The organism is Methanoregula sp. (assembly GCF_052325125.1).
In the GTDB taxonomy this organism is placed as follows: domain Archaea; phylum Halobacteriota; class Methanomicrobia; order Methanomicrobiales; family Methanospirillaceae; genus Methanoregula.
Genome location: NZ_JBKQWO010000033.1, coordinates 1 through 25,518, shown reverse-complemented (window position 1 = coordinate 25,518; position 25,518 = coordinate 1). Strand labels below are relative to the sequence as shown.

Annotated in this window: 30 protein-coding genes and 1 tRNA gene; 6 read left to right on the top strand and 25 right to left on the bottom strand. The window is 53.8% G+C overall.

Annotation, left to right across the window (positions count from 1 at the left end):
- Positions 1 to 71: 71 nt before the first annotated feature.
- From ACLQMU_RS07635 to ACLQMU_RS07620, 4 genes are read right to left on the bottom strand one after another with little or no spacing between them, the layout of a single operon-like run.
- The gene (locus ACLQMU_RS07635; protein ID WP_422149608.1) at positions 72 to 653 is read right to left on the bottom strand and encodes a DUF357 domain-containing protein; all 582 of its coding nucleotides are present in this window, start codon (positions 651 to 653) and stop codon (positions 72 to 74) included.
- Positions 647 to 1,399: a diphthine synthase gene (gene dph5, locus ACLQMU_RS07630; protein WP_422149607.1), complete on the bottom strand. Its 753-nt coding sequence runs from the start codon at positions 1,397 to 1,399 to the stop codon at positions 647 to 649. Before dph5 ends, ACLQMU_RS07635 begins: the two co-directional genes overlap by 7 nt.
- A gap of 59 nt (positions 1,400 to 1,458) precedes the next feature.
- The gene (locus ACLQMU_RS07625; RefSeq protein WP_422149606.1) at positions 1,459 to 2,622 is read right to left on the bottom strand and encodes a GTP-binding protein; all 1,164 of its coding nucleotides are present in this window, start codon (positions 2,620 to 2,622) and stop codon (positions 1,459 to 1,461) included.
- Positions 2,619 to 3,326 carry an RAD55 family ATPase gene (locus ACLQMU_RS07620; RefSeq protein WP_424040447.1) on the bottom strand — a complete coding sequence of 236 codons (708 nt, stop codon included), beginning with the start codon at positions 3,324 to 3,326 and terminating at the stop codon, positions 2,619 to 2,621. The genes ACLQMU_RS07625 and ACLQMU_RS07620 overlap by 4 nt, the downstream gene beginning before the upstream one ends.
- Before the next feature lie 148 nt (positions 3,327 to 3,474).
- Here ACLQMU_RS07620 and ACLQMU_RS07615 point away from each other — a divergent pair, with 148 nt between their 5' ends.
- Positions 3,475 to 4,116: an undecaprenyl diphosphate synthase family protein gene (locus ACLQMU_RS07615; RefSeq protein ID WP_422149603.1), complete on the top strand. Its 642-nt coding sequence runs from the start codon at positions 3,475 to 3,477 to the stop codon at positions 4,114 to 4,116.
- A 9-nt stretch (positions 4,117 to 4,125) separates the two neighbouring features.
- Here the strand turns inward: ACLQMU_RS07615 and ACLQMU_RS07610 are convergent, their stop codons facing one another.
- From ACLQMU_RS07610 to ACLQMU_RS07570, 9 genes are all read right to left on the bottom strand, one after another.
- Positions 4,126 to 4,788: a hypothetical protein gene (locus ACLQMU_RS07610; protein WP_422149602.1), complete on the bottom strand. Its 663-nt coding sequence runs from the start codon at positions 4,786 to 4,788 to the stop codon at positions 4,126 to 4,128.
- Positions 4,789 to 4,866: 78 nt separating this feature from the next.
- Positions 4,867 to 5,634, bottom strand: a complete 768-nt coding sequence (uppS, locus tag ACLQMU_RS07605; RefSeq protein WP_424040449.1) for a polyprenyl diphosphate synthase — start codon at positions 5,632 to 5,634, stop codon at positions 4,867 to 4,869.
- On the bottom strand, positions 5,631 to 6,662 hold the full coding sequence (locus tag ACLQMU_RS07600; protein ID WP_424040451.1) for a radical SAM protein: 1,032 nt from the start codon (positions 6,660 to 6,662) through the stop codon (positions 5,631 to 5,633). The genes uppS and ACLQMU_RS07600 overlap by 4 nt, the downstream gene beginning before the upstream one ends.
- A gap of 363 nt (positions 6,663 to 7,025) precedes the next feature.
- On the bottom strand, positions 7,026 to 7,955 hold the full coding sequence (locus ACLQMU_RS07595; RefSeq protein ID WP_443673646.1) for a hypothetical protein: 930 nt from the start codon (positions 7,953 to 7,955) through the stop codon (positions 7,026 to 7,028).
- A gap of 60 nt (positions 7,956 to 8,015) precedes the next feature.
- On the bottom strand, positions 8,016 to 9,416 hold the full coding sequence (locus ACLQMU_RS07590) for a hypothetical protein (RefSeq protein ID WP_443673645.1): 1,401 nt from the start codon (positions 9,414 to 9,416) through the stop codon (positions 8,016 to 8,018).
- Positions 9,403 to 10,005 carry a hypothetical protein gene (locus tag ACLQMU_RS07585; protein WP_443673644.1) on the bottom strand — a complete coding sequence of 201 codons (603 nt, stop codon included), beginning with the start codon at positions 10,003 to 10,005 and terminating at the stop codon, positions 9,403 to 9,405. The genes ACLQMU_RS07590 and ACLQMU_RS07585 overlap by 14 nt, the downstream gene beginning before the upstream one ends.
- 1 nt (position 10,006) lies before the next feature.
- A complete protein-coding gene (locus ACLQMU_RS07580; RefSeq protein WP_422148199.1) occupies positions 10,007 to 10,564 on the bottom strand; it encodes a hypothetical protein in 558 nt (185 codons plus the stop codon).
- Complete coding sequence (locus ACLQMU_RS07575) at positions 10,557 to 10,745, bottom strand: hypothetical protein (RefSeq protein WP_422148200.1); 189 nt, start codon at positions 10,743 to 10,745, stop codon at positions 10,557 to 10,559. Before ACLQMU_RS07575 ends, ACLQMU_RS07580 begins: the two co-directional genes overlap by 8 nt.
- A gap of 105 nt (positions 10,746 to 10,850) precedes the next feature.
- Positions 10,851 to 10,976 (bottom strand): hypothetical protein, encoded by a 126-nt coding sequence (locus ACLQMU_RS07570; protein WP_443673643.1) that lies wholly within the window; start codon positions 10,974 to 10,976, stop codon positions 10,851 to 10,853.
- 194 nt (positions 10,977 to 11,170) lie between these two features.
- Between ACLQMU_RS07570 and ACLQMU_RS07565 the strand changes: the two genes are divergently transcribed.
- Positions 11,171 to 11,965, top strand: a complete 795-nt coding sequence (locus ACLQMU_RS07565) for a hypothetical protein (RefSeq protein WP_424039145.1) — start codon at positions 11,171 to 11,173, stop codon at positions 11,963 to 11,965.
- Between the two features lie 205 nt (positions 11,966 to 12,170).
- Here the strand turns inward: ACLQMU_RS07565 and ACLQMU_RS07560 are convergent, their stop codons facing one another.
- The 3 genes from ACLQMU_RS07560 to ACLQMU_RS07550 all read right to left on the bottom strand — a co-directional run bounded on the left by ACLQMU_RS07560 (position 12,171) and on the right by ACLQMU_RS07550 (position 14,228).
- A complete protein-coding gene (locus ACLQMU_RS07560; protein ID WP_443673642.1) occupies positions 12,171 to 12,722 on the bottom strand; it encodes a TATA-box-binding protein in 552 nt (183 codons plus the stop codon).
- 216 nt (positions 12,723 to 12,938) lie between these two features.
- Positions 12,939 to 13,256 carry a hypothetical protein gene (locus ACLQMU_RS07555; RefSeq protein WP_443673641.1) on the bottom strand — a complete coding sequence of 106 codons (318 nt, stop codon included), beginning with the start codon at positions 13,254 to 13,256 and terminating at the stop codon, positions 12,939 to 12,941.
- 261 nt (positions 13,257 to 13,517) lie between these two features.
- Complete coding sequence (locus tag ACLQMU_RS07550; RefSeq protein WP_422148341.1) at positions 13,518 to 14,228, bottom strand: CRISPR-associated protein Cas4; 711 nt, start codon at positions 14,226 to 14,228, stop codon at positions 13,518 to 13,520.
- Between the two features lie 83 nt (positions 14,229 to 14,311).
- Between ACLQMU_RS07550 and ACLQMU_RS07545 the strand changes: the two genes are divergently transcribed.
- Positions 14,312 to 14,608: a DUF3467 domain-containing protein gene (locus ACLQMU_RS07545; RefSeq protein ID WP_422148342.1), complete on the top strand. Its 297-nt coding sequence runs from the start codon at positions 14,312 to 14,314 to the stop codon at positions 14,606 to 14,608.
- 54 nt (positions 14,609 to 14,662) lie between these two features.
- A tRNA-Thr gene (locus ACLQMU_RS07540) sits at positions 14,663 to 14,734 on the top strand.
- A gap of 32 nt (positions 14,735 to 14,766) precedes the next feature.
- Here the strand turns inward: ACLQMU_RS07540 and ACLQMU_RS07535 are convergent.
- From ACLQMU_RS07535 to ACLQMU_RS07500, 8 genes are all read right to left on the bottom strand, one after another.
- Positions 14,767 to 15,249: a hypothetical protein gene (locus tag ACLQMU_RS07535; protein WP_422148343.1), complete on the bottom strand. Its 483-nt coding sequence runs from the start codon at positions 15,247 to 15,249 to the stop codon at positions 14,767 to 14,769.
- 78 nt (positions 15,250 to 15,327) lie between these two features.
- Positions 15,328 to 15,708 carry a DNA polymerase ligase N-terminal domain-containing protein gene (locus tag ACLQMU_RS07530; protein ID WP_422148344.1) on the bottom strand — a complete coding sequence of 127 codons (381 nt, stop codon included), beginning with the start codon at positions 15,706 to 15,708 and terminating at the stop codon, positions 15,328 to 15,330.
- The gene (thiE, locus tag ACLQMU_RS07525) at positions 15,705 to 16,343 is read right to left on the bottom strand and encodes a thiamine phosphate synthase (RefSeq protein WP_424040455.1); all 639 of its coding nucleotides are present in this window, start codon (positions 16,341 to 16,343) and stop codon (positions 15,705 to 15,707) included. Before thiE ends, ACLQMU_RS07530 begins: the two co-directional genes overlap by 4 nt.
- 9 nt (positions 16,344 to 16,352) lie before the next feature.
- Complete coding sequence (gene thiM, locus ACLQMU_RS07520; RefSeq protein ID WP_422148346.1) at positions 16,353 to 17,153, bottom strand: hydroxyethylthiazole kinase; 801 nt, start codon at positions 17,151 to 17,153, stop codon at positions 16,353 to 16,355.
- Positions 17,154 to 17,538: 385 nt separating this feature from the next.
- The gene (locus tag ACLQMU_RS07515; RefSeq protein ID WP_443673640.1) at positions 17,539 to 20,181 is read right to left on the bottom strand and encodes an aminotransferase class V-fold PLP-dependent enzyme; all 2,643 of its coding nucleotides are present in this window, start codon (positions 20,179 to 20,181) and stop codon (positions 17,539 to 17,541) included.
- A 34-nt stretch (positions 20,182 to 20,215) separates the two neighbouring features.
- Positions 20,216 to 22,225, bottom strand: a complete 2,010-nt coding sequence (locus ACLQMU_RS07510) for a M3 family metallopeptidase (RefSeq protein ID WP_443673639.1) — start codon at positions 22,223 to 22,225, stop codon at positions 20,216 to 20,218.
- Between the two features lie 144 nt (positions 22,226 to 22,369).
- Entirely contained in the window at positions 22,370 to 22,612 is a 243-nt protein-coding gene (locus tag ACLQMU_RS07505) for a hypothetical protein (protein ID WP_424039171.1), read from the bottom strand.
- A gap of 98 nt (positions 22,613 to 22,710) precedes the next feature.
- A complete protein-coding gene (locus tag ACLQMU_RS07500) occupies positions 22,711 to 23,325 on the bottom strand; it encodes an FmdE family protein (RefSeq protein ID WP_422148892.1) in 615 nt (204 codons plus the stop codon).
- Between the two features lie 161 nt (positions 23,326 to 23,486).
- On the opposite strand from ACLQMU_RS07500, the gene ACLQMU_RS07495 reads away from it, so the two are divergent.
- Positions 23,487 to 23,891 carry a pyridoxamine 5'-phosphate oxidase family protein gene (locus tag ACLQMU_RS07495; protein WP_422148891.1) on the top strand — a complete coding sequence of 135 codons (405 nt, stop codon included), beginning with the start codon at positions 23,487 to 23,489 and terminating at the stop codon, positions 23,889 to 23,891.
- Positions 23,892 to 24,469: 578 nt separating this feature from the next.
- On the opposite strand, the gene ACLQMU_RS07490 is transcribed toward ACLQMU_RS07495, so the two are convergent.
- Positions 24,470 to 24,721 (bottom strand): hypothetical protein, encoded by a 252-nt coding sequence (locus ACLQMU_RS07490; RefSeq protein WP_424039170.1) that lies wholly within the window; start codon positions 24,719 to 24,721, stop codon positions 24,470 to 24,472.
- Between the two features lie 485 nt (positions 24,722 to 25,206).
- Here ACLQMU_RS07490 and ACLQMU_RS07485 point away from each other — a divergent pair, with 485 nt between their 5' ends.
- The gene (locus tag ACLQMU_RS07485; RefSeq protein WP_443673638.1) at positions 25,207 to 25,407 is read left to right on the top strand and encodes a zinc-ribbon domain-containing protein; all 201 of its coding nucleotides are present in this window, start codon (positions 25,207 to 25,209) and stop codon (positions 25,405 to 25,407) included.
- Positions 25,408 to 25,518: the final 111 nt, after the last annotated feature.

The following is a 25,518-nucleotide window of genomic DNA, read 5'->3' as shown; positions in this document are numbered from 1 at the left end:
TACCTTAAACCGTTATAAGGCATAGTATATACACTTTTTATCAGGGCAGCATCTCTCTTCTGGCAGCCCTGTCAGATCGTAAAGATGTCCCGGTTGCCGGTGAGCGACAGGAGGCCGGCCCGGACTCCGGCATCCAGCCACCCGTGCCCGTAGCTGAAACGTGCGAGGGCTTCCTCACCGGCACCCGCGATCAGGCTGTCCCGACCGCCCCGCGCATAGCAGGTACCGACCAGAATTACCCGCCGGGCAAACATGCCACCTGCCGTTTCAGGTTCAGGGGCCGGGACGACCGATGCGCAGGCGGTGTCGAGCAGCCGGGAATAGCGCCGGGTTTTCTCGTCAAGTTTTACCGCAAGAGCCGGGGGAAGGGTTTGGGCTCGCCCGGCAAAGGGGCAGGCCGCCGGCTTTCTGTCCGGGAGAGTGAAAAGGCCGTACGCGAGGCCGAAATGCAGCCAGCCTGACCCGTAATAGTATGCGGCCAGGGCATTGACCAGGTCCCCTTCCTGAAAGAATACAGAACCATCGTCGGCATAAGCACGTGCCATATCCCTGACGGTGCCGGCGAGGGCTCCAAGCGGGGTGCCTTCAGGCGGGGCAAGGGAAACGGCGTCAAGTCCGGCAGAAAGGAGATCCCCGCACGCGGCAATCAGCATAGGCCGGCAAACCTCGAAAGATACGTCTTCTCCATATCATGGAGCTCCCCGGGGACAACGAGTACGTGGAGAGGGGGGCCGAAATCTGCGCACCGGAGTGCCCCGGCAGGGCCGGCCCGCACGACCGGTGCATCGGAGCCGGCCCGTGCGATGCCGACATAGAGCGGGATTTTCACCTGTTTTTTCCGTGCCATCTCTTCGAGCAGGTCAATACCTTCCCCGACCGTCATATAATGGTCATCCTGTATGTCCAGGTACACCAGCGTATGGAGGCGGAGGTTCCGGTTTTCACTAATCACCTCCATGGGCGATGTGGGAGACCAGTGGGCCTGCGGGAAGGGCACCGAGCAGGACTTGCCGAACCGGTAGTTCTGGAGCCCCGAGAGGCCGCAGACGGCGCTTACGATCGAGGCCCCGTGGATGATCGCGGTCGGGATACCCCGGTCCGCCGCCCGGATCCGGAGATCCGCATGGGTAGTCGAGACCATCGGGTCACCGGCACAGAGAAAAACCGTGTTTTCCCTGAGCGCACAATCGAGCAGTTCTTCCGGGTGCTGTTCCACGTCCACCCGCCGGAGCAGCCGGACCGGTTTGTGGTAGTATGCTTCGAGTTCTTCCCTGGTCGCCCCCATAAGCCGGGACGTGTACCCTTCAAGAAAAACATGATCCGCATTCCTGATAAGACGAAGTCCTTTCTCCGAGATATCTTCCTTGTCATAGAGGCCAAGGCCGATAAACGTGAGCATTTGTGCGCTTCTCCTTTTATTCAAATGGGGGGAGTTACCGGTGTGCCCCCCTGCACGTATCAGTAGATGAACCGGGTAATCGAATCCACCAGCGATTCCAGGACATCCCGCACGTCTTCTTTGTGCAGTGCGGAGATCAGGAATACCGGTATGGTTTTGCCTATCCCGATCCCTTTTCTGATCTCTTCTTCGCTTACGCGTCCCGGCAGATCTTTTTTATTCGCCGCTACAACGATCGGCACATGCATCTCCGCGATTATCTTATAGAGGTGCCGGGCCCGCGTGAGCTGCCCGGGGGTTGTTGCATCTACCAGCAACACGACACCCATCGCGTTACGGAGGATCACCGGGAGCATCGGGTCAAACCGGGGCTGCCCGGGTGTACCGTAGAGCGTAATGTCAAAATCCTGCCAGTGCAGCCAGCCGAAGTCCATGGCGACGGTCGTGGCATCGCCACCAGGGCCCGTCCTGTCGACAGACATCCCCAGCTCCGTAGCGTTTGCCACGAACCGGGACTTCCCGGCTTCCGGCGGGCCGGTCACGACGATCTTGGGGATGTAGGGCACAATGTGGCCGTTCCTGACGAGGAACGGCACGGAACGGCGCGGCTGTGCTGACCACGAGGTGTACATGATGGTAAAGTAATTGAAGTGTGGCAGGGGCCGGAACGAGGACCTGATGGCAAGGATAAGGTCAAAAGACTTCCTGACCGCAAACGACTCAAGAAGGGTATCTCCTTCGAGATTGAGGTGTTCGATAATGATGGTGGATTCCGGCGGGCAGCTGTCCCGGGAGAGCAGGGAAAGTCCTTTTTCCAGGCCGAAATCCTCATAGATGATGTCGAAATACCCGAAGATGACCTCAACCTGGTTTTCGGCGCAGAGTTTCTTAATCCGGGCCTGCCATCCCCGTTGTGCGGCCTCCTCGTTAACGGCAAGGCGCTGTATCCGTTCGCGGTCGACGCTGTCCAGAAACACGACTTTGGTATCCTTTGCAGGAAATGGTTTTTCCCGGATCCGGGCGATGTCATGCAGAAACGCGTCAACCGTCGTGTGCGGGATGATTACGAGGCAGGATTGTCCCTTTTCGAGCGCCTCGTACAGTGTCGAGATCATGAAGAGCTGTCCGTCGACCCCGGGCTCGAGGCTGTAGAGCACCCGGCTGCCGCGGGGTATCCCACCGCCCAGCATATCGTCTATCCCATACATCCCGGTTAAAATCATAATGTCAGAACCACCTGTCCCTTATTGATCGTAAACTTATGCCAGTCCGCGTTTACGCCACGGATACCCATCACCCGGAAATAGTTGTCAGATCGTTCCACTTTGACCTCTATGACAATCGTCATAAGCTGTTTGATCAGGGAGACGGTCTTCTCGTCAAACGCCTCACTGCTGAGGACGTAGATGCCAAACCCCTCGACCTTCTTGAGTTTTGCCGTCATCACGTGGAGGAACTGGTACAGCACCTCCAGCTTGCGGTACATGAGCAGGGTCGAGACCGAGTTGATGCAGAACCTTACCGGAGGCGGGAAAAGCCCGGACTCTTCCCCGGAGAATGTCCCGTCGAAGATGGTCTCGATCATATGCGAGAATTTGATCCCGATCCCGGTGAGATCGGTCGGGTTTGTGACAAACATGAATCGCCCGGTATCGCAAACCGCCGGTGTCGAGCTTTTTGTGATCGCGTCGATCACGCCGATAAAATGCTTGTCAGCCCCGGCTGATTTAAACTGGTCGATCACTTCCGAGGCACGCTCGTTTGTGGAAAGGATAATCGCGTACTCCCCGGTCAGGGGCTTTGCCAGGGTGTATGCGAGTTGTTCTGCATAGGAGAGGGATGGTGCCAGCAGGAGAAGGTTGGTGCCCGCATCAAAACCCCCGGTTGCCTGATCTATCTGGGGGATACCGGTCTTATAGGAGTACATCTGTTGTCTGATTATTTCACAAGAAGGCTTATAATTGCTTTTCCCGGGATGCCGGCGCTGATCGGGGAGGCCTGCCCCCTCATCCCCATCGGAGAGGGGGCGGCAGAAGTAAATCCTCTTAACCTTGGCTGCCAAAAGATTAGGTCAGATGTTTTACTGGCTCTACGAGCGGATGCTTCTCTCGCAGATACAGATCCTGCCCGGGCACATCTGTTTCATGATCAGCAGTGCTGATCTGGTAGCGGAACCGGCAAAGTGCTTCGAGGTGACCGGCTGGTGCTCAGGGTTAAATGCCCTCCTTGCCCGCCAGGACCTGCCTGCCTTTGACCGGAAACCGCCGGCGATCAGGGGCCTGACCTTCCATATCAGCCCGCTCTCCCCGGGAGAACTGGAGCAGTCCCTGCCGGCAATAAAAAAGATTGCCTCGGTTGCCCGGCTCGTGCTCCATTGTGGGACGACCGAGGAAATCTCGGGAACCGGTCTTGATGTCGTGGTCGCGATTGGGAAGAGCGGTCGCGAAGAGATCACGGACTGCATCCGCCGGCTGGCAGAGAACAGTGTCCCGCCGTCGGCAATCGATGAAAAAATGCTTGAGTCCTGCCTGACCTTCCGGTACGACCCGGACATCGTGGTCAAGACCGGAGACGACCACCTGACGGATTTTCTGATCTGGCAGTCGGTCTATTCGGAGCTCTTCTTCTCGGATGTCAACTGGAAATACTTCCGGCGCGTGGATTTCCTGCGGGTGCTGCGCGATTACCAGTCCCGCATCCGCCGGTTCGGGAAGTAAAAACACAGATTATTTTATCCGTATACTGATCCAGCTGGGGACCCCGGCCACGGATCGTTCCGCAAGAGCGTACTTATTCTTGAGAGCGACAAAAAACACCCTCCGGTCGGGAATCGCTGCGTAGTCATGGTCCCGGCACCACCGTTCGAATAGTTGGTAGAGTTCGTCCTTTGCGATGATCGCGTCAGGGCTTTCCTCGGTCTCCCGGACGATCCGGGTGCTCACAAACCGTTTGATGGCATCCTCTTTTTTGCCTTTCCGCCCGGTCTTTGGCGCCGGCCCGGGGGCCACCGGCGGGAGTACGGGGGCCCCGGGAGGGGACAGGGCCGGTTCCTCCGGGGGTGCCTGCAGTTTCGCCGCCGCATGGGCTTTTCTCTCTTTTTTCTCCCTGAGTACTTTTCCGGGCACCGTGGGATCCTCGGCGTTGATGACCGCGGGAGGTGCCGGGGCATGAACCGCCGGTACGGCATCCGGGGCAACGATCACCTGCGGCTCCCCGGGAGTATGGATTCTCCGGGGGGGCCGGAGGTCGATCCCGAGACGCTTTGCGAGCGCCCTTGTGCACTCCTCGCTGATATCCAGATGTTCCCGCTCTGCGGCTGCCATAATATCGGACCTGATCAGGACCGGCACCTGCCGCCATCCGGTTTCCGCTGACTTTTCCGCACCCATAGGTTCACCTATCCCATCTGGTATGTCCCGGGAAATATAGTACGCGAATTGTTATTTCGGGAATATGCGTGAGCGGTTTTAGTGCGCTTTTGCCCTCATCCGCTGGTCGTAGATCCGGATGGCACGCAGCAGGTCGATCTTACGGAAGAGCGGCCAGTACGGGGCACAGAAATAGACGGCGGATTCATGGCCGTTTGCAAGCCACGGCAGGAAGTTGGAGGTGCGGTACTCGTTCCCGGTCCTGATGATGAGATCGACAGGCGGTATATCTTTTCCTTCATGGAGGTGGGATTCTACCATCTGAACGTCAATTGCCGAAGGGGCGATCTTCCCCTCGCGGACGGCTGCCACGATCTCCCGTGCGGCAAGGACGATCTCGTTTCTTCCCCCGTAGGCAAGCGCTACGTTGAGGGTGAAGCCGTCGTAGTTTTTCGTCGCCTCTTCTGCGGTCTCTATGGCACTGCGCAGGTCACCAGGGAGGAGCGACCGGTCGCCGACCATCTGGATGCGGATCCTGTACCGGTGCACACGCTCGTCGGAGATTATCCGGATGAATTTTTCCCTGAAGAGCCGGAAAAGGTCCTGTACTTCGTCCTCGGCCCGGTTGAAATTTTCCGTGGAGAACGAGTAGATGGTGATATACCGGATGCCCAGGTCGTGGGCCCAGTCCAGCATCTCCTCGGTCTTGTCCGCCCCCGCCCGGTGCCCTTTAGCGGTATCGATGCCCATCTCCTTTGCAAACCGCCGGTTGCCGTCCTGGATGATGGCAATGTGCGCGGGGATATGCGTAAACTGCATCAGCAGGTGCCGCTCGTAGAGGGGAACAAGGAGATCCCGGAAGTTCACAGGGGTGTCACCTCGACAACTATGCCACCGTCCGGGTAGCGTTCGACCACCGACTTTTTCCCGGGGATCTTGTCCCTGTACTCTTCGAGCAGCCACCACGCGGTCTCGACCCGGTCGACACAGTCGGCGAACTCATCCTCTGCGAGGAATTTCCGGCACCGGGCGACGACCTCGTCCCGGGTGTCCGGGTGGAGGTCCAGCACGCCGTACACGACGGTCCCGTCATCGGTCACTTCGTCGAACGGGCGGGCGGTGTTCTCCGCGATGCGCCTGAGGCGCTCCCGGAGCTGCACCGAGTCCTTGAACGACGAGGCGCACCAGTGGACTTTTGTGTGCTTTACGAGTTCTGCCGCCCACTCGCGTGCACCCTCGACTGCGTTGTGCACGCCGTCGGCCGGCTCATAGCCCCGCTCCCGCATATCGTCGGCGTTCGTCTCGCCCCATTCGAGTTCGTTGATGTTAAGGAAATCGAGGTACGGGAGGGCCGGGATGAGTAGTTCAAGGCCGGGGAGGGCCGGGACTTCGATGCCGATGTCAAAGCCCTGCTCCTTTGCCATTTTTGCGGAGGCGATGAAATCCGTATCGAGGATATGGTCCCAGCACTCGCGGGGCGGGTGGAGCCGGATCTCGTCCACGACTCCTTTGAGTTTTTCCAGGTCCACCTTTGACGGGGCCTGCGCAGTATAGAGGTGGATCTGGTGCTCCGGCCCGAAATGATCCTTGAGGGCCTTACAATACTGCGCGACCCGGTCGAGGCAGAGGAGCGGTTCGCCGCCGGTGACCCCGGTCCCGAGCGCGCTCATGCGCTCCGCGATCTCGACCGCCTGTTCCGGAGTTTCGATCCGGTGTTCGTTTGCGAAGATCACATCCTTCCCCTTGCGCTCCTCCGAGAGCGGGCAGTACCAGCAGGAGCGGTGGCAGCGTCCCGTAACAAAGAGCACCATCTTTGCGCCCTGGTAACAGAGCACGCAGCCTTTTGCGAGGTTCGCGGGCAGTCCTTTTGGGGATTCGGAACGTGGAGCGGTCATCAGAAGTATGGGTAGTACGTTGGTGCCGGGGATTCAAAACTCTTCTTGAAGGAAGCGGGGCCATCCATCCTTTTTTTGCACATCCGGGCCGGCACGGTCCGGAAAATGCGGTTGGGGGGTGATCCCCCACCCCCCACCCCCCTCTTTCGATCAAAGTGGGGGTCACCCCCCCTCCCTTGTGCCGGACCAGGTGGGGGTACCCCCCCTGTCCCTTTAGTGTGGTGTAAAATGACATCGTGTCCTTTTTAGAGATCCTGAAAAGTATGAGGTCGTACAAAAGATCGCTTTTTTGTGTTGCCGTCGATTCTGTTAACTTGTTGAGGGACGGAAATAAATGTTAATTAGAGAGGGACTTACAACACCTTATCCGAATTCTTTAACTTTGTGATAAATTTTGACTCTTTTAGCATATCCTTCGCATTCACTATTAACATCATCCCTCACATAACCACTGCCGGGAAAAAATTTTAAATGATATTTTTTGGAGTACTTATTATTCCCAATATCAAGATATGTGATAATTATTTTAATTAAAGGAGGGGCGAAATAATAACAATTTGGCGTTAATCTTGGTGTATAACCCATAAATTGTATAAACATTGCATACATATCACAGAATCCGGAAGGAAGGTCAATTTCAGCAACTTCCTCTTTTATACGAATTGGTAAAATGTACTCCAAACAAATATCATCTGCACCAGACACGAATGAACAAAATTCGGTTCCATTTCTGCTGCACACAAATCCATTTTTATCAGATTGTATAGTAAAATCAAGATGTTTTTTGTTAGCTAGGTCATTGAGGGCATTTTGAAGATAATCAAAATCCACCAACCATCTGATATTTATCTTTCTTGCAAATCCCTCTCCAATGTTAAACGCCTTAATTTTGGGGTAGTAATAATGGGGATAATCAAATATATTCTCAAAATCTTTTATTTTATCTATTTCTATCTCCTTACTAGTCCATTCAAATATTAGTGGATCGGATTTATCAGGATAATTAATAATAGTAGAACCGTCTGCAATCACAATTTGAGGTTGATATGTGGTCTTTCGTTGTCTTTGCATTTCAAAGAGAGTGAATAAAACTATAATTGCAGTAATTAATGTAGATAAGCCCTCTAAATTAGTTATTGAGGATGACAAATTTATTCCATAGATCTTTACTGATACACTCAATAAGAGAAGAATTAACTCAACAATAGAAATTATTAAAAAAGCGTATGTTAAAATTCTATATTTTGTTTCAACCCATAATGAGATCTCATCTATTCGACTTGATTTTAACATAATATGGGTGCCCCGTCATTAATTTATTCGTTTTTATGATCTCTTATCGCCACGTTTATTTTAATCCCCAAGACCACCGAGTTCATCGAATGTTGATTGTCTCGGTTTAAGATCTGTTATTTCGTCTCTGATAATGGGAAAGTCCATCATCGCTTGTTTTGAGTCAAGATAATCTTTTAATGTCTTTTTTGGTTTTTCTTTAGGCGGTTGCTTTTCTTTTAAATCTTTTTTAATTGCTCTCTCTACATTTTTCGGGGCCAATTCCAATGCAAGTTGTTTTGTTCGTTCAATTTCCGAATACAACAAAACTCCATTGGCAATTCGATTCACACTTTCATTGGTTCTAAGAAGATCGGTATCTGTGGGTAGATCATGTGGGTATAAATTCAAATTGTAATAGTAGTAACTGCTTGGGTCGAATAACCGGTTTTTATGCAAGGATCTCATCAATTTGTATTGATCTAGAGTTATTCCTAGGTCTAGTGCATGTTTATAATCCGCTTTTTGTGCATCGTCTCCAAAAATTGGCATATCATCAAATCTGCTTTTATTAATGCCAATAAAATCTGCACCATTGAATTGTGTTAAAATATCCGATGCTAAAACTTTCACCGATTGAATGTTGGGCGTTATTTCTTTTTGCATGTGAGAATAATACAATACTGGCGTTAGAGATTTCATTTTTTTGTTCATTATCGTCCTAATTGCCCTTATATTTGCAATATAAGAATCGTCACATTGGTGTGTGAGGAAATTAATCCATATATTTGAATATCGCTTTTTTGCGTAATGATTTAGAATTTCATCAACGTGATTGGCTGGAAGATCTATTTGTAAGGGAACAAATATTGGTTTTTTATTCCATTGTGAAAGAATACTTACACACTCATCAACGTGCTCTAGATATTTGTTAATTGATAGAACGGGTGTCCCCTTGTTATTCAATTTGATATCTGGAACAAGCACGCAAGCTTTTGACTTTGAATAAATGTAACTTAAAAGAAAAGTAAAACAAGTTTCATCAAATGCCTCAATAGTTTTTGTTATTTTTGGAGCGCCTTTTTTCTCGTAAGTAAAGGTTGTTTGCTCGTGGGGATTTTTTGGGAAAACCATTGAAAGCGTTGTCAGTGGAAGATTATCCCACAAATCTTGATTTATTCGGAAAAAACTTGTTAATTTTGAGTTCCGTTCATCCCCACTAGCTTCAGTTAGGAGATATCTTAAACCCCCCCAAGATTTGCCCCCCTTCACATATCGGCCATTTTCCACAAATTTTTCTTTGATATTGGAGGTAAAATTATCAAAGATATCCGACGACAATTCTTTCCCTGGGAAGACCTTAAACGGCGTCTCTACAGATTTATTTAGATTATCAAAAGTTATTTTTCTGACATTATAATCTGGATGCTTTAAACTAGACGATATTGGATCAACTGATAAGTGAGGATCATATTCTTCCATTTTTATGATCATCCTCCAATTGGCTTATCAAAGGGATAAGGATTTGGGTATATATAGTTGAATCAAGACTGCATGGCCGCTTTTTCTTTAATGACGGGTCTTTTTCATAAATTTCGAATGATCTTTTCATTTCCAATAGCATCTCGTGCGATTCGTCGAATGACAGTGTTTTGTCTTCGTAACAACAGATTTTTACAAAACCAAGGGTACGTATTAATTTTTTTGAAATCGAGGCAAAATTCTTTTTTGTAAACTTATATGCAACTATGTCGTCTAAAATCAAGTATCTCAAATTATAATGTTCATTCAAATGATAGGCAATTCCAATTGCTTCATATTCTCCATCATTTTCGTGTTCAGCGGATCTTGTAAAAAATGGTCTTATTAACTCAAAAAAATTCTCTTCGATTATGGATACTGATTTTGTAAATTCTTCACAATTCGACAAAGATGCTGGAATTTCATTTTTTATCCTTTTACCCAAGAAAAAATCGTATTTTAATAACAAAGAGATCAAAACATCCCGTTTTTTAATATCAGACTCGCAACAGCAATAAAAAGACGAGTCTGCGATAACGCATTCTACCATATTACCCGCCAACAGTAATTTTTTCAAATCTTCTCTGGTCGATCAAACCATTTTTTAAAAGGTTTTTTGCAAGCTGGTTTTTCTTTCTTTCAATATCTTTATAAATTTTAGAAAATTCGGTGTATTCTGGATAAGTATCGTAAATTAACAATAACAATTCCTCTAGAGACAAATTATCATAGAGTTCACGAACCAGTTTTATCCCCGATAAGAGCGGCAGTAAAGATTCCCGTTCTTTTGCGTCAGAATATATTCGATTATATTCAGCGCGTCCATTATCAGTTAATTCAACATAACCCCCACCCAAATCATTTTCGCTATGAGGTGGATAATACTCCCAACAGTTGTTCAAATAAAAAGGATGATGAATAATTTTTGCAATTTCCTCGGAAAACGGCCCTTTGTAGTGTTTTACAAAATTTAAATAATTGTGAATATCCGGATGAAAATTCCATAATAAAAATACTTCTTTTTCTAGGTGTAATATGGAGATTGGTCTATCGATAGCACCTAAAGTAAGCAAAATAAAGTTTTCAAGTGCTTTTAATCGATCAGCCATTTTCTCTCCTCACGCTAATTTTTCTCATTAGCACCGGTGTGTTTTCATCGATTGGATCGGTTAGGTCTTTGAGATATGGGAATATCCCAACCTCAGTATTTTCATCCCATCCGGTTAAGAGGATTACGTCTTTTGGGATATTTATTCGATATTGTTCTCCACTCTTGGTAATTCTCGCCATGTGGGGTGAAAGTGATAAGTACTAATTTAGTACTTTATTATGGCTATAATAGTACTTATTAAAAGAAATAGTTTGTGTTTAAGATATTGTCTTTTCTCGCATAATCTACATCGGGGTCTTGTATCCCGACTTCTGGATCTCCCTCTCGTTATTGAACCACTGCCGGAACTCTTCGAGGGCTTCCTTTAACGACTTTGAGATATTGTATCGGCGGTAGTTGATCCACACCACTTCACAACAGCTCGCTCAGCCGGTGCCCCCCGCTATCCTCGCACCGCTCCTTATATTTGCACCGGTTACAGGGAGCATTCAAAGGGTGGACGGGCGCCTCGCCCCGGTGGATCTCCTGTTGTATGTGCAGGTTCTGTCCTTCCCTCATCCCCCGAAGCGCATTTGATGATCAAGATTTTATTATATTCCCCGAAATGCTGATCATGACTCCCCCGGCCAGCCGCAAACACATCCTTGTCATCAGCCCGGGAACCGATCTCCCCGCCATCTTAGCGTCGGCCCTTTCGGACCCGGGGGCTGTCACGCACACCGTCATCCTTGCCGAAGGGCTGCTTGTCACCGACCGGACCGGCGAGACAACGCAGGAGCGGGCCGCAAAGGTGGCATTACGGAACGGGATCACGCGGGCGCACGACCTTGCGCTCTCGCTTGGTATTCCGGCCGAGCACCGGACGCTCGATCCCACAACCGTCGATTCGGTATGCAGCCAGGTAATGGATATTGCAGCACGCCACCCGGGCGCCCGTTTCTCGTTTGTCCTCTCCGGGGGCACCGCCCCGCTCGCGCTCGGTCTCTTCCGGATGGCGGCATGGCTTGACGGCGACGTGTATTTTGCGTCGCGAAAGGCCGTCCTCAAGAAACTGACGGTCCCGAAGATGCCGGCCAGCGCCCTTGCAGCGAACCCGAACTACGAGGCGATCCTGACCCTGCTGCACAAGAAGCCGGCGGTGCCGGGCGTGATCTCGGGGGTCCCCCGGGACGAGCTGTTCCGGGCGATGGCGGATATGTATGTCCCGGTCCGGACACTGGCAGGCCGGGCGGCCCGTCCGCAGATGACCCGGGGCAACTTTGGCCAGTTCCTTGCCACGCTCGTACGCTGGGGCCTGATCGCAGAAAACGTGATGCCGGGTCGGGAAGCGATCCGGTTGTACACGATCACGCCCGATGGCGAGTTCGCGTTTGCGCTCTATTTTTCACATGCTCTCTGACGTGAAGGCGTCTGTAAGATTACAGACGGTCTGTAACTTTACAGCCGGTCTGTAGGGTTAAGTACTCTGGCCGGGCCGGGATTTTTTGGAAAATTTACTTCAAGAAAAAGGATTTCCACAGAGCCATAGATTCCAAAAAGGAATTCCGGTCAATTGACTGAGTGAGAAAGCGAAGGGGAGGGAGATTTCATTCCAGATAGTATAATTAAATATTACCTAACATTTGTTCAAGGAATGCAACTCCTCTTTCTATATCATCCATAGTTTTCCCCCCCGTCAGGATTATTTTTCCCGATGAAAAGAGAAGAGCAACAACTTTTGGATCTGACATACGATATACTAACCCGGGAAACTGTTCCGGTTCATACTCGATATTTTCCAGGTTTAGCGTGATAACTACCTTATTTAGGTTAATATACTTTCCGAGGTTATACGAACAGACCATATTTGTAACGGCCACATCGGGCGTATCATGACAGATTACTCCGGCCTCTTTCATTTTCAAAATGAGATTATCCAGACCACGAACAAACTCATCATGACTTTTGACGCCAGTAATTACCACCTTTCCGGAAGAGAAAACGAGTACCGTGATTTTGGGGTTTTGAAGTCGTAATACTGCACCAGGAAATCGTTTCTTGTTGAGTTCGCAGTTCTCAACTGTTTCTGAAAGTTCAACAAGATCGATAGAATCAGCGATAGATCCCGAAGCAACGACGTTCTCGATCTTAGGTGACTGAAATTTTTCTTCACTCATGATGGTTAGATGGGTATGATGATCGCAAGTTGTTATCGGTCAATTATCCCAAAATCTTACAGGGTTAAAAAATTCTCACTTGGGAAGAATAAAAAGTTCAATATGATGTTGGAATCTCCTCATCGGGAGACTTTCCCAGAATCAGAACAACAAAAATATCTCATCCGTCTTTAAAATTTTTCAGGGACCGGCACATGCACTTGTCAGAGCAAGGAATCAGAGTGGGATCCACTCAAGAATCCCGGAAAACTGACTGACATGATCCATTGATGTAGCGGCAAGAGCGAGAGGATTAACCGAAATCGATCCATCTTCTTTCACTTCAATGGATGTTATCACCAGAGCAGCGTAATCCATAGATTCGGAGGTAAGTTTGAGATCCTGTCGGTATACCAGGAGTGAGGACACGGTGTTGATTGTTGGTTCTCCCTTAAAGATTTTCGTGGAAATTACCTCGATATCAATGGCATCGGAGATAGATTCTGAATCAACACTGTTCTCAACATTAGGAAACTGAGATTTTTTTTTGCTCATGAAGGTTAGATGGGTATGATGATCGCAAGTTGTTATCGGTCAATATTACCCGGATTTCGGCTCTGTAAAATTCCTCAATCACGATGAAAACAAAAATTGAATGAGGGTGTTGCATTTTTTTTAAGATACCTATTCCCCCAAACAGATATGAGGATGGATTTGAACCCGCGAACCCCTCCGGAGATGGATCGTGCCGTCGATTTGATCGCATAGTATCGTAAAAATACACCCCTCGAATGGCGTAATTAAAAGACTCCCCTCTCACAACAGCTCGCTCAGCCGGTGCCCTCCGCTCTCCTCGCACCGTTCCTTATACTTGCACCGGTTGCAGGGAGCATTGAGCGGGTGGGCGGGCGCCTCGCCCCGGTGGATCGCCCGGAGCTTGTGCAGGGTCGAGAGGAGCTGGCGCCGGTCCCGGGGCTGGACCGTGTGGTACCGCGAGATCCCGTCCGGGATGTACTCCACGTGGCCGCCTTCGACCTCATGGCCGGTCATCTCCTCGAGGCAGAACGCAATGCCCGCGACCCGGAGCCGGTCTGCCGCGTAGGTACCAAAGGGCATCGCGCCTGCCGCCCGGATAATCGAGAACGTCCCGTCCTCTGCCACCCGGTCGATCATGCCGGCGATGCCGTGCTTCTTTGAGACCACCGTCACATCGGTCTGGGCCGCCGGTTTCCACTCGTGCTTGGTGCAGGCAGCAATACAGATGTCCATGAATTCCCGGAGCGCCGGGTCGGTGGTGGGCCGGACCGTGAGCACCTCGTCCCAGATGGCATCCGCTTCAAGGGGGCGGCCGAGGTGGTACGAGAGCTGCTTGCAGACCGCGTACCGGTCCGACTCGGTGACGGGCTCGTCCTTCTCGTAGTAAAACCGGACCGGGCAGGCATGGACCCGCACCAGTTCCGAGATCGTGACATGCCCGTCCTCGCCCGCCAGAATGATTCCTCTATTGAACCGGGGAGAACCGGCCACATATACTTATGGGAATGCTCCGGGGCAGTCCCGCACGGGGCAGGTGACCAACTATTCATACCAGCAGGGCACAACTGATCTGTATGGCAGGACAGGAAATTTCGGTCAATATCCCCCCGACGCTTGACCCCGTCTACAGCAACATGATCCAGATCGCGTATAAGGACGACGAGTTCACGTTCATGTTCCTCCACCAGCTCCCGCAGGTCAACCAGGCACGGGCAAAGGCAATCGTCTCCATCACGCCTGCGCACGCGAAGAACCTCCTTGCCGTGCTCCAGAAAACCGTCGCCGACTATGAAGGGAAGTTCGGCACGATCTCCCCGGCAAAGGAGTCGCATCCCGCAGACAGCGTGACGACCCTTCGTGGCTATTCATAGAGCCCGCCAAACACAGATTTTATTAATGCACGGGTCGATATTGTGAGGCAGTGCGCCGCCGTGGCTTAGCGGCATAGCGGCTGATTCGTAATCAGCAGGTCGAGGGTTCAATTCCCTCCGGCGGCTTAACTTTTGAGTGCTTTTTATTGTAAAAAGGGTTACCCGATCACTGCCGTATTGTTGGCATCCCACCCGATCGTCAGCTCCGCGTTCCCGAGCGTGACACCGGTTGCAGGATCAATAACATCAAGCGTAATATGCACCGGTGGCCGTGAGGCATTCTCGTTCTCGTAAAGGTATGTCCAGTATACCTTTGTTGCATTCCCCGTTACGGTCATGCCCTGTTCCCGGACCTTATAATCCGGGGCGCTCCAGCCAAGGAAGTGGCCATAGTCGGTCTTCCACACATAGGATAGGTTGACGGCCGGGAGCGGGCCGGTGATAGTGGGGGAGAGCCCGATGCCCGGGGCCGATGACATAAGCACGGTGTAACGCGTGATATCGGGATGGATCGCAACGGTGACTGTTCCGGAGGGCGATGCGGTGACATTCTGCGGCGCACCGGGTGTGGTGGCGGTGCACCCGGCAGCAGCAAGCATGACGGCAAGGAGGAGCAGAAGTACAGGCAGGAGGGCTCTCATGAGTGAGGGGTGGAGCGGCAGGGCAGATAAACCTGCAGGAATGTATCGGGCGTGCCCGGTCCCGCTGATGCTGCTTTTTTAACCCTCTTTTCCTTTCAGGATAAGCCAGTTCTTCTCCCCGGCCTTCCTGAACCGGAGGAGCACGTATTTCCCGGTATACTCCCGACCGTGCAGCACGACCTCGATCCGCTCGTCCGTCCATTCGAGCGTCTCGTACGTGCCGGCATCCGCGATCCTCACCTCTCCCGCGCCATATTCCCCTTCCGGGATCGTACCCTCAAAGTCCCCATAGGAAAGCTGGTGATCCTCGACTGCAATCGCAAGCCGGCGTTCACCGGGTGTTGCCGGCAGTCCTTTCGGGACCGCCCAGCTCACGAGCACGCCGTCCCGCTCCAGCCGGAAGTCGAAATGGTGATGCTGCGAGAAATGGTCGTGGAGCACGAATTTATTTTCAGTCATCGCCGGCACTCCTGTTTTGCTGCAGTGATCCGGTCCTTGAGGTCGCGGGCGGCCGCAGTAATATCCGGCTGCCCGGCCACCGCCGAGATCACAGCGATGCCATCCGCACCTGCCCTGATCACTGCGCCCACGTTATCCCTGCTGATCCCGCCGATGGCGATCACCGGGATCGAGACCTCTGCCCGGATCTCCCGCAGGGCTGCAAGTCCGTGGCCAGGACCGGCGTCGTCCTTGGAAGTGGTGGAAAAGACCGGGCTTACGGCCACGTAATCCGCCCCGCCATCCTCCGCCGCTACCGCCTCGCAGACACTGCCCACCGAGACGCCGATCACAAACGGGCGGGGTGCTGCCCGTCGCGCTGCATCCACCCGCATATCACCCTGCCCGAGGTGGACGCCGTCAGCCCCGCAGGAAATGGCGACATCCAGCAGGTCGTTGACGATAAAAAGCGTTCCCGTTTCTCGGGTGATCTCCCGGATCTCCCTGCCGATACGGCACAGGATGTCCCGCCCGCAAGCCTTGTCCCTGAGCTGGATCACATCGGCGCCGCCGGCGATAGCGAGCCGGGCGATCTCCGCGTGGGTGTGCCCGGCGGCGATCGTCTCATCGGTGATAACGTAGAGATCAAGGTTCATAATTCCGGTTCAGGCTGTTTTTACCCGTGCACCCGTCACTACATCCTTTGCGGTGAGCGCTGCCATTTCATCGAAGAGCGCCGGCCTGAAAGACCCGGGCCCCCGGCTTTTTTCTGCTGCCCGCTCTCCCGCAAGCCCGAAAGCCGCTAGAGCAGTCGCTGCCGCCGTCACCCGGTCGGTACTGACCGCAGCGCAGACACCGGTCACCGATGACGCCATGCAGCCGGTCCCCGAAATTCTGCCCATGACCGGGTGACCGTTTTCCACCAGCAGGATGCGTTTCCCGTCAGTGATAATATCGGTCGGCCCGCTCATGACGACCGTGATCCCCGTATCCCGGGCAAAGGTCCGGGCAATATCCACCGGATCGCCGTTTATCCCCGCGAAATCGACGCCCCGCACCTTTGCATCGGCACCGGCGAGCACCCCGATCTCCCCGGCATTTCCCTTGATAATGGCTATCGCCAGTTCATCGAGGAGGCGCAGGGTGCTCTCCGTCCGGAGCCGGGTCGCTCCCGCCCCGACCGGGTCGAGGATGATCGGGATCTTGTGGTCGTTTGCTGCTTTCCCGGCGCAGATCATGCTCTCGATGATCCCCGGATTGAGCGTCCCTATGTTGAGTACGAGCGCCCCGGCAAACCCCGCCATCTCCCCTGCCTCCTCGCGGGCATCTGCCATCACCGGCGCCCCGCCGGCACAGATGGTGATATTGGCGCAATCGTTGACCGTCACGTAGTTGGTGATGTGATGGACGAGGGGGTGGTGTTCCCTTGCCCGGGAAAAAACCTCGGAAAATACCTGGTTGTCCATACCGTTTTCACTGGTTCCCCTGCACGGTGCTCCCCGTGCAAACCGTACACGAGTATGGGACGGGGGGCGTAATAAACCGTAGCAGAGCGGTAAAGGGTAGAGAAGAAAATCGGATAAAGTGCGTAATATAATTGGAGTAACGCTCTTGGGGGCTTCGGCATGTCTGCCTCCGCCTCCGCACGCTTGAGGCACCCCCTATGTGCGATTGTACTGTATACCGGTTTGCACGATTCAGGAGATGCCCCTCTAGGTGATACCGAAGCACCGTACTGCGCCCCGTCCCCCCGGGGGACTGGTGGCGCAAGAGGGGGGGCTTCTTTACGCAGCTTCTACGCTCTGTGAAGAAATGCCCTTAATAATTCCAAAAAAGTTCCTGCCGCTACCTTCACCGGGTGAGTTCTTCGAGGGTCGCCACCAGCAGGTCTATCTCCTGCCGGGTATTGTAAAGCGCCAGGCTTGCCCGTACCGTTCCATCGGGAAGCCCGAGACTCTCGACGAGCGGCTGGCAGCAGTGGTGGCCGGACCGCACCATGATGTCTGCCGTCTCATCGAGCTGCTGGGCCACTTCGTGGGGATGGAAACCATCGACGGTAAAGGAGACGACCCCGATCCGGTGTTCCGGCTTTTGGGGGGCATAGACATGGATTTTTGGGTTCCCGGAAAGGCCGGCGATGAGCCGGTCCGTAAGTGACGTCTCGTACGTGTGGATCCGCTCCATCCCGATTCCCTGGATATAGTCCACTGCGGCTCCAAGGCCGATACCCCCCGCGATGTTGGGCGTCCCTGCCTCGTACTGCTGGTAGCCCGGTGCCGGTGTGTACCCTTCAGCGGTTACCGCCTCGACCATGCCCCCGCCGAGCATGAACGGTTCGATGCAGGGTTCTTTCATCCAGAGCACGCCGGTGCCGGTCGGCCCGAGCATCTTGTGACCTGAAAAACAGTAGAAATCGCAGCCGATCTTTTCCACGTCCACCGGCAGGTGCGGGACGGCCTGTGCCCCGTCGAGGAGGAGGAGCACGCCGTGGTCATGGCAGATCTTCGCGATCTCCCGTATGGGGGTTACGACGCCGAGCACGTTTGATGCCTGCGTGACCGCCACGAGCCGGGTAGACCCGGTAATCGCCCGTTCCAGCGCGGCAAGATCCAGCGAGTACTCCGGGCCGATGCCGACAATATCGGTGGCGACACCCTGCCGGGCGAGCCTGCGCCAGGGGAGCAGGTTCGAGTGGTGTTCGAGGATGGTTGTCGCGACCCGGTCGCCAGGCTTCCAGCCCATGCCCTGCGCGACCATGTTCACCGATTCGGTGGTGTTTTTGGTAAAGACCGTGATCCCGTTTTTGCCGCCGATAAACTCCGCGACCTTCTCGTGGGCGTGCCAGTACCGCTGGCTGGCGATACTGGTGAGCCGGTGCACGCCCCGTCCCACGTTTGCCCGGTACCGGTGTTCGAACTCGACCATTGCCGCGATCACGGGCTCGGGAGAGAAACTGGTCGCGGCATTGTCGAGGTACATGATATCGCCGAGGATGGGAAAGTCCCTGCGGATCGCCTCCACATTATATCCCCCGGTATCCTGTGCTGCCATCTCTGGTTCCATGGTTCTTTCTCCTGCTATTTCGACCGTCTCTTCCCGGGCTGCCGGGGGCTCTGCCTGCAGGGTGTAATCGTCCCGGACCGGGATCCCCCGGTCCCGGCAGAGCTCCCTCATTTTCGGCGGCAGCGCTTTCCAGCGCCAGAGCCCCCATTGTGCGTATGCGTCAGGAAGCCCCCGTTTTTTTGCGTACTTCGCAAGAACCGCGTCCCACCGCCGGGCATACTCCGGGTGCATGGCACGGAGTTCCTCGTACTCGCTCTCGAGCATGGACGGGCAGACATAGCACCCGATCCGTTCGATTCCCTTCTCGTAAAGCGGATTTATCGGGGCCTTCTGCCACCAGAGGTAGAGGAAGACCTCGAGCGCCCGCCAGTTCCGGATCGGGGAGACGTTGAGCTGGAGCGGGTTTGCCGGGTTCTGGCTGGTCTCTTCGAGTGCAGCGCGGTTCCACGACTCGTACCAGCGGTTGCCCTGCACGGTGACGCAGGGACCAATCTCTGCAAGGTGGAGCTTGAGGGGGCGCAGCTTCAGGAGCTTGCAGCACCACCGGTTGTCCTTCCCCGGGGGGCCGGCCTTCTCTGCCGCCTGCCAGAAGTCCCCGGCCTTCTCGATCACCGGCACACCCTGCGCTTTCACAAACGCGATGGTCTCGGGAAACTCGATACCGGTGTCAAGGAAGAATGCATCCGTCACACCAGCCTTGCGGGCAAGCGTGAGCACCGCCATGCTGTCCTTGCCCCCGGAGAACGAGACGTTGCATGTCGGCCGGTCGTGGATATGCTGTTTTATCATCCGGATTGCGTTCCGTTCGAGGTTCTTTAAGTGGTACCGGTTCTGCTGCACGACCTGTTCCCAGCCCGGGTTTTTCCCGGTGCGGAGATCGACAGGCATGAGTTCCTTGACCCGGATCTGTCCCTCCTTTACCACACCGGTCCCGAACCGGTTCCTGAACTTCACGATCACGGTGCCATCGGGCCGGGACTCTTTGAGCCGGAACTTCTTCCCCCCCATTCGCCCGGCCCCGCCGGGGGCATCGATGCCGGTTTCAAGATCGACGACGCCCTTGGTCACGTATTTGAGGATATACGGCAGCGCCTCGGGAGCGATATCGAGCGAGAACTTGCGTGCCACAGGGTCGAAAGTAAGCCAGCCAAACCGGTACCCATGGGCGATCACGAGATCGGCCCGGTCCACCCCGCCGGTCTTGTTGAGGAGGAGGACGGACTGGATCGGGACGTTGCCGAACCGTTCGCGGACGAGCCGCCGGATAAGTGTCACATCGGAGCCAAGCGCCGGGCGTACGTCGTACGGCTGGAGGAGTTCGATCTCCCGCCCCTCCGCACCGCAGGCGCAGGTCCGGCCGATCAGCGGGACGTTGCACCGGTCGCACCAGTAGAGGATCTTTTTTACCGGCGGCTCGTGTATCACACTCACATGATTTGGGCGCGGGGGTGATAAGAGAAACGCTTCAGGAACTCCCGGTACCGCTGCCCTTTTCCGACGGATCTGCTGCGGGGGGCCGGATGTGCAGCCGTTTGTAAAATACGTCCATGGAGGGGTCTTTTTCGAGGAATCCTTTCAGGAGCATATCCCCGTCTTTCATGTTTCCCTGTTCGAGGATCCAGTGCCGGTATGCAGCACCGGTGGCGGCATGGGAAAGGCCGTCTTTTTTGAACCGGGCAAAGACATTCAGGGCATAGACCTCGGCCCAGAGATAACTGTAATACCCGGCATCGTACCCGCCCATGAAATGCCCGATGGTCGCTGGTTCGTGCCCCCCTTCGAGCGGCAGGATGCCCATAAGGTCTTCGTAAATCCTGTCTGCTGTTCCCGTGGTATCGACCGGCCCTGATGCCGTGTGGAACGCCATGTCCTCGGTCGAGATGACGAGCATCCGCGTGTATTTCAGGCCTGCCCCGAGGTCGCGGGCGGCGATGATCCGGTTGCGGAGGTCTTCCGGGAGTTTTTCATCCGGGTTTGCATAGTTCCCGGATATGGCGTCAAGCACTTCCGGTTCCCAGATCCAGTTCTCCAGCGCCTGCGATGGGGTCTCGACAAAGTCCCACTCGACGCTCGACCCGGAAAGGCTCGCGTAGGGTGCCCTGGTCAGGCTGCCGTGAAGCGCATGGCCGAACTCGTGGAAGAGCCCTTCGACATCATCGTGGGTCAGGAGCGAGGGAACCTCCCCGGAGGGTGCCCGTAAGTTGCCGACGATGGCAGTGACCGGGACCGTATAACCGGTCCCCGCGGCCCTGCCCGCGATCAGGGGCACCATCATCATGTGGCCGTACTTCCCGTCCCGGGGGAACATGTCGAAGTAGATGTACGCGAGCGTCCGGTCGTCCGCGGCGTTGATGACCCGGTAGAGTTTCACGCCCGGGGCCCAGGCATCCGCACTTGTCACTTCAGAAAACCGGATCCCGAAGAGCGGGCCGAACCGGTCAAACATGCCCTCGACGACCCGTTCGAACGGGAAGTACTTCCGGATCTCCTCGTTGTCAAGCGCAAACCGCCGCCTGCGTTCCTGCTCGGTCAGGTACGCGAGGTCCCACGGCTCGATGCGGTCTGCTCCCGGTTCCTGTTCCTTTTTGAGCCTGATCAGCGTGGCGAGGTCGTACCGGATCTTCTCCTTCAGGGGTTCCTTTAACCCTTCGAGGAACGCAAGGACCGTCCCGGTGCTCTTTGCCATACGGCCATCGAGCCGGTAGTCCGCCCAGCTCGCGTAGCCCAGTTCTTTTGCGCACTGCTGCCGCACGCAGATGGCTTCTTCGAGAAGCCGGGTGTTCGGGCCCGCCTGCCGGTTGACAAAGGCGGCGTACAGCCGTTTGCGCGTCCCGGCGTTGTTCGCGTTCTGCATCACCGGGATGTAATCCGGGTATTTGGTGGTGACCCGGTACAGGCCATCGTCCGTCCGCGCAAAGGTGGCCAGCGCTTCTTTGGGGACACCGTCAAGTTCCGCAGCGGAGAACATGACAGAACTCGTGTCATTGTTGAGGTTTGCGGTAAACTCCACCTCGAGTTTTGTGAGCTGTTCCTTGAGGGAGCGGACAACCGCAAGCCCGTCATCAGGCAGGGCAAGACCGTTCTTTTTGAACTGCCGGAGGGTCTCGGCGAGAAGCCGGGACTCTTCGGGTGTGCGGGGTATGGCAGTTTTTACCGCATTGTAAAGATCCCGCCGGGTGAAAACCCCGACAACAAATATCCCCGCTTTCTCCTCGCATGCCGAACCCTCGGCCGCAATTGCCGGGCCGGGATAGACGTACCCCATGAGGGTCAGGGGCAGGGTAGCGTCACCGAAATCCGCCATGGCGGTTTCAAAGGCAAGGAGCGTGGTATCGATGGATCTCTTTTCAGGAGGCAGGGCGGCAATCCGGTCGAGCGACGCGGTTGCGGTGCTGATTGCCGCCTCGCACAGGGCCGTGATCTCGCTGGGCCGGTAATGCGACTGGATGGGGGAAGTCTGAGCAGGGGATGTCATGATACTCGTTCCGGGAGGATGTTCAGGTATAACGATGAATATAAAACACTGACTGGTACTGGGATACACGAGCGTAAAAGAGGATGGATCCAGTTCTCACCTGACTGGGCATTAGGGGAAAAACCGGTTTTGCGGGCTGGAGCATCAGGCCCCGGCCTCTGCTAGGGCGTCACGGATCATGGCCTTAACCTCATCCGGAATGGAAAGGCCGTCCAGAGCCCGCAGCAGGAGGAGCCGGGCCATCTGCTGGCCTCCGGGAGTAGAAAGGTACGAATCGATCGCCTCTTTTCCCTGAGGGGAGGAGAGGAACGAACGTATGGCCTCCTGTCCTTTTGGGGATGCGAGATATCCTGCGACCATTCCCTGTATGCCGTCAATTGCGCCCATATGGTGTCACCGTAAGAATAGAATTACTGGTTCCGGTAATCAGATAAATCCACCAGAAGCGGCCCGGCGCCCGATGGGGAATACCGGGTAAAAAAGTGTCACCAGCCCCGGCTGTACTCCCCGGCGCAGGGGATACAGACAATTTTTCCGTTTTTGATGCGGGCCCGGTGCTCGGCCACCATCTCGCCGCAGACGGCGCACTGCACCGATCCGGAGATCCGCGCCCGTTCGGGGATCTCTGACCGTGCCTCTTTCTCGATAAACAGTTCGCCAAACGGGATCGTGAGGATCCTGTCGATCACACCTGCCTGCCGCTCATGGAATTCCTTTGTTTCATCCGGCGTGGCTTTTCCGGTCATCACTTTCCCGCGCAGTGCAGATGCCACCGGATCTATCCTTTCGATCAGGGGCTCGGGTCGCTGGACGAGACGGATCGCGGTCCCGGTCTTCCGGTTGATGAAGGTGTACGCGTGCTTGCCCAGATCGCGGAGGATCAGGTTGCCTTTCCCCACCGAACACCCGGCAATGGCCTGGACGGCGTCAATCCCGCAGGCATCGTTCTCGACTATCGCGACCAGATCCTCGTCCTCGGATCGCTCTGCATGGAGTGCGGCGAGCGCGTGCCTTGCCGCACGGTAGCCGAGCGCAAGGCCGGGGCAGGAGTGGCCGTGGAAGGCGACCGCGTCCTCGTAGGAATGGAATGACCGAGTCATGATCTTCACGAAATCTCTTGCCGGTAAGACCGTAAAACCGTTTCGTCCGCGGGTACGGCCGGTGTGCGGGAGTACACCGGTCATCCGGCTGTACCGGTACACTTTTCTGACACTAAGGTATATACGAACCGGGCGCAGAGGAAGAGATCGGTGCATTCACCATGGTCAAATTAACCGCAGAGATGAAAGAGGCCTTCCTCAAAATGAAGGTCTTCCCGGTTGCGACCGCAGCAAAAGACGGCACGCCAAACGTGGTCCCCATCGGGATCGTCGAGCTCGCGAGCGACGATACGATCTGGATCACGGACAATTTCATGAACAAGACGCTTGAAAATCTCAAGGCAAACCCGAAGATCGCCATCTTTGTCTGGGGCCCCGATATCAAGGGCTGCTACCAGATCAAGGGGCACGTCACCCTCAAGACGAGCGGTAAGGAATATGATGAGATGAAGGCAAAGATCAATAAGAAGAACCCGGCCCTGCCCGCACGGTCGCTCCTCATCGTGAAGATCACCGATGTCTTCGAGTGCAAACCCGGGGCAACCGCCGGGACAAAATTAGGTTAACCACTTTTTTTTAAAAAGATGATTTGGAGACGGTCGAGCCTGCTCACCGCGTCCGGTGCATGGGCGGTTTCAGGGCCAAAAGGAGGGGGTCGTACCTGAAATGTGTATGACCCCCCCTGTTTTCAGGGTATTAATCCGGGCCGGTTTGCAGCATCCTGATCCGCGTTTTAGCTGGTCCCGGCTCGGGTCGCTGTTGTATTTTTACGAAGAGAGACGGAGCTGAATCCTGCTTGAGCTTGGCTTTCCCGGATCGCGAAAATCCCATGGGCCAGGCTCGTACAAAAACAGGTGCGACCCCCCTTCCCCCATCTGGAACTCCGGGCGTTTTTTCTGCGGTATTTTATGACGTGAAAATGCCGGACTTCCGGCCTTGAAAATGGCAGTGCAGCAAAGGGGGGGGGTCATGCATGATCATGATGCGACCCCCCCCTCGTTTGGTGATGTAATTGAACCGGGGTGTTGGGGAAAAATGGAGGTACTGAAAGCAGCAGTGAATATTGGTACTATACAAAATTCCGCGAAATTGTATATTGGTGTTATCCAATCTGTGATATGTGGGAGAATTTAAGAATGCCCTTCTACTGCCGATTATACCAATCCATTGTCAAAGACCAGACTACAGGATGAAGTTTTTTCATCCTTGCTTCTGCAATATCCCTTGAATTTCCACGACGAATTTCTTTTCGTCTTAGTTTTGCATACTCACTCAGGTAAACATCCCAATGCAAAAATCCAAGCGTAACATTATTATTTCGTTCCCATTTTTCTTTTTCTGGTTTATATATCCAGTTAGAGAGCAACTTTTCCTCATCTTGCCATCGTATATCCATTTACCTCTTCCCCCCAAACTAAAATGTAGTTTAACTTTATTTATCATATTTTCATTCACTTGGACGATAACTAAAATACCTGACGAAGAAAAGTGAGGAACTATCTCGCTGAAAATTTTTGTGTCACCTGAAAAAGGGGACGAGCGTGTGTGAATGAGGGCGGTTAACCTTATACTTAAACGGGGGTTGGAGTGAAATCTCATAAGGGGATTTCCCCTTAGGTACGATGAGTGCCGCCGCCCCCGACGGGGCGCCCCCGCGGCGGATCAGTTACTAAAAATCTACTAAGAAATTTCCCTGCCCCGCCGTGCCTCGGAGAGGCCCTGAGGCGGGGAGCCCTCACACATTATTTATTAATTTTCATGGATCTGGTGTGAACTGCCCGTTTTTGAAAAACACGATGAAATTATCCTATTCTGGAATAAGTTTTTCATCAAACTATTATAGAAAAATATTATTGCCTGAATAGACAATGTTCCGTCATTATGTTCTGTAATAATTGTGGCGCAGAAAATCCTGATACTGCCAAGTTTTGTCACAATTGTGGAGCTAATTTGGATGGTGAAAGATCCTCCACGGCAAAACATGGTGTCGATGGAATAAAAAAACCCAACGATTGGAAATGGAAAGATGTACTATTGGCGACAATTGGACTTTGCATTCTTGTACTTTTTTTTGCTCTGTAGAAATCCTAAATAAAAACGAGTTGTACCGACGACCGAAAGATCTAAGGTACAGCGTCTCCTTACTATGATGTGTCGTCATGTAAGGAGACAATTAAGAGATTGGCAAGCCGG

Bases quoted from the DNA above. Each gene is read 5' to 3' on its own strand.
- ACLQMU_RS07635 (WP_422149608.1), bottom strand. From the start codon at position 653: ATGCTGATTGCCGCGTGCGGGGATCTCCTTTCTGCCGGACTTGACGCC.
- dph5 (WP_422149607.1), bottom strand. From the start codon at position 1,399: ATGCTCACGTTTATCGGCCTTGGCCTCTATGACAAGGAAGATATCTCG.
- ACLQMU_RS07625 (WP_422149606.1), bottom strand. From the start codon at position 2,622: ATGATTTTAACCGGGATGTATGGGATAGACGATATGCTGGGCGGTGGG.
- ACLQMU_RS07620 (WP_424040447.1), bottom strand. From the start codon at position 3,326: ATGTACTCCTATAAGACCGGTATCCCCCAGATAGATCAGGCAACCGGG.
- ACLQMU_RS07615 (WP_422149603.1), top strand. From the start codon at position 3,475: ATGTTTTACTGGCTCTACGAGCGGATGCTTCTCTCGCAGATACAGATC.
- ACLQMU_RS07610 (WP_422149602.1), bottom strand. From the start codon at position 4,788: ATGGGTGCGGAAAAGTCAGCGGAAACCGGATGGCGGCAGGTGCCGGTC.
- ACLQMU_RS07600 (WP_424040451.1), bottom strand. From the start codon at position 6,662: ATGACCGCTCCACGTTCCGAATCCCCAAAAGGACTGCCCGCGAACCTC.
- ACLQMU_RS07595 (WP_443673646.1), bottom strand. From the start codon at position 7,955: ATGTTAAAATCAAGTCGAATAGATGAGATCTCATTATGGGTTGAAACA.
- ACLQMU_RS07590 (WP_443673645.1), bottom strand. From the start codon at position 9,416: ATGGAAGAATATGATCCTCACTTATCAGTTGATCCAATATCGTCTAGT.
- ACLQMU_RS07585 (WP_443673644.1), bottom strand. From the start codon at position 10,005: ATGGTAGAATGCGTTATCGCAGACTCGTCTTTTTATTGCTGTTGCGAG.
- ACLQMU_RS07580 (WP_422148199.1), bottom strand. From the start codon at position 10,564: ATGGCTGATCGATTAAAAGCACTTGAAAACTTTATTTTGCTTACTTTA.
- ACLQMU_RS07575 (WP_422148200.1), bottom strand. From the start codon at position 10,745: ATGGCGAGAATTACCAAGAGTGGAGAACAATATCGAATAAATATCCCA.
- ACLQMU_RS07565 (WP_424039145.1), top strand. From the start codon at position 11,171: ATGCTGATCATGACTCCCCCGGCCAGCCGCAAACACATCCTTGTCATC.
- ACLQMU_RS07560 (WP_443673642.1), bottom strand. From the start codon at position 12,722: ATGAGTGAAGAAAAATTTCAGTCACCTAAGATCGAGAACGTCGTTGCT.
- ACLQMU_RS07555 (WP_443673641.1), bottom strand. From the start codon at position 13,256: ATGAGCAAAAAAAAATCTCAGTTTCCTAATGTTGAGAACAGTGTTGAT.
- ACLQMU_RS07545 (WP_422148342.1), top strand. From the start codon at position 14,312: ATGGCAGGACAGGAAATTTCGGTCAATATCCCCCCGACGCTTGACCCC.
- ACLQMU_RS07535 (WP_422148343.1), bottom strand. From the start codon at position 15,249: ATGAGAGCCCTCCTGCCTGTACTTCTGCTCCTCCTTGCCGTCATGCTT.
- ACLQMU_RS07530 (WP_422148344.1), bottom strand. From the start codon at position 15,708: ATGACTGAAAATAAATTCGTGCTCCACGACCATTTCTCGCAGCATCAC.
- thiE (WP_424040455.1), bottom strand. From the start codon at position 16,343: ATGAACCTTGATCTCTACGTTATCACCGATGAGACGATCGCCGCCGGG.
- thiM (WP_422148346.1), bottom strand. From the start codon at position 17,153: ATGGACAACCAGGTATTTTCCGAGGTTTTTTCCCGGGCAAGGGAACAC.
- ACLQMU_RS07510 (WP_443673639.1), bottom strand. From the start codon at position 22,225: ATGACATCCCCTGCTCAGACTTCCCCCATCCAGTCGCATTACCGGCCC.
- ACLQMU_RS07505 (WP_424039171.1), bottom strand. From the start codon at position 22,612: ATGGGCGCAATTGACGGCATACAGGGAATGGTCGCAGGATATCTCGCA.
- ACLQMU_RS07500 (WP_422148892.1), bottom strand. From the start codon at position 23,325: ATGACTCGGTCATTCCATTCCTACGAGGACGCGGTCGCCTTCCACGGC.
- ACLQMU_RS07495 (WP_422148891.1), top strand. From the start codon at position 23,487: ATGGTCAAATTAACCGCAGAGATGAAAGAGGCCTTCCTCAAAATGAAG.
- ACLQMU_RS07490 (WP_424039170.1), bottom strand. From the start codon at position 24,721: ATGGATATACGATGGCAAGATGAGGAAAAGTTGCTCTCTAACTGGATA.
- ACLQMU_RS07485 (WP_443673638.1), top strand. From the start codon at position 25,207: ATGTTCTGTAATAATTGTGGCGCAGAAAATCCTGATACTGCCAAGTTT.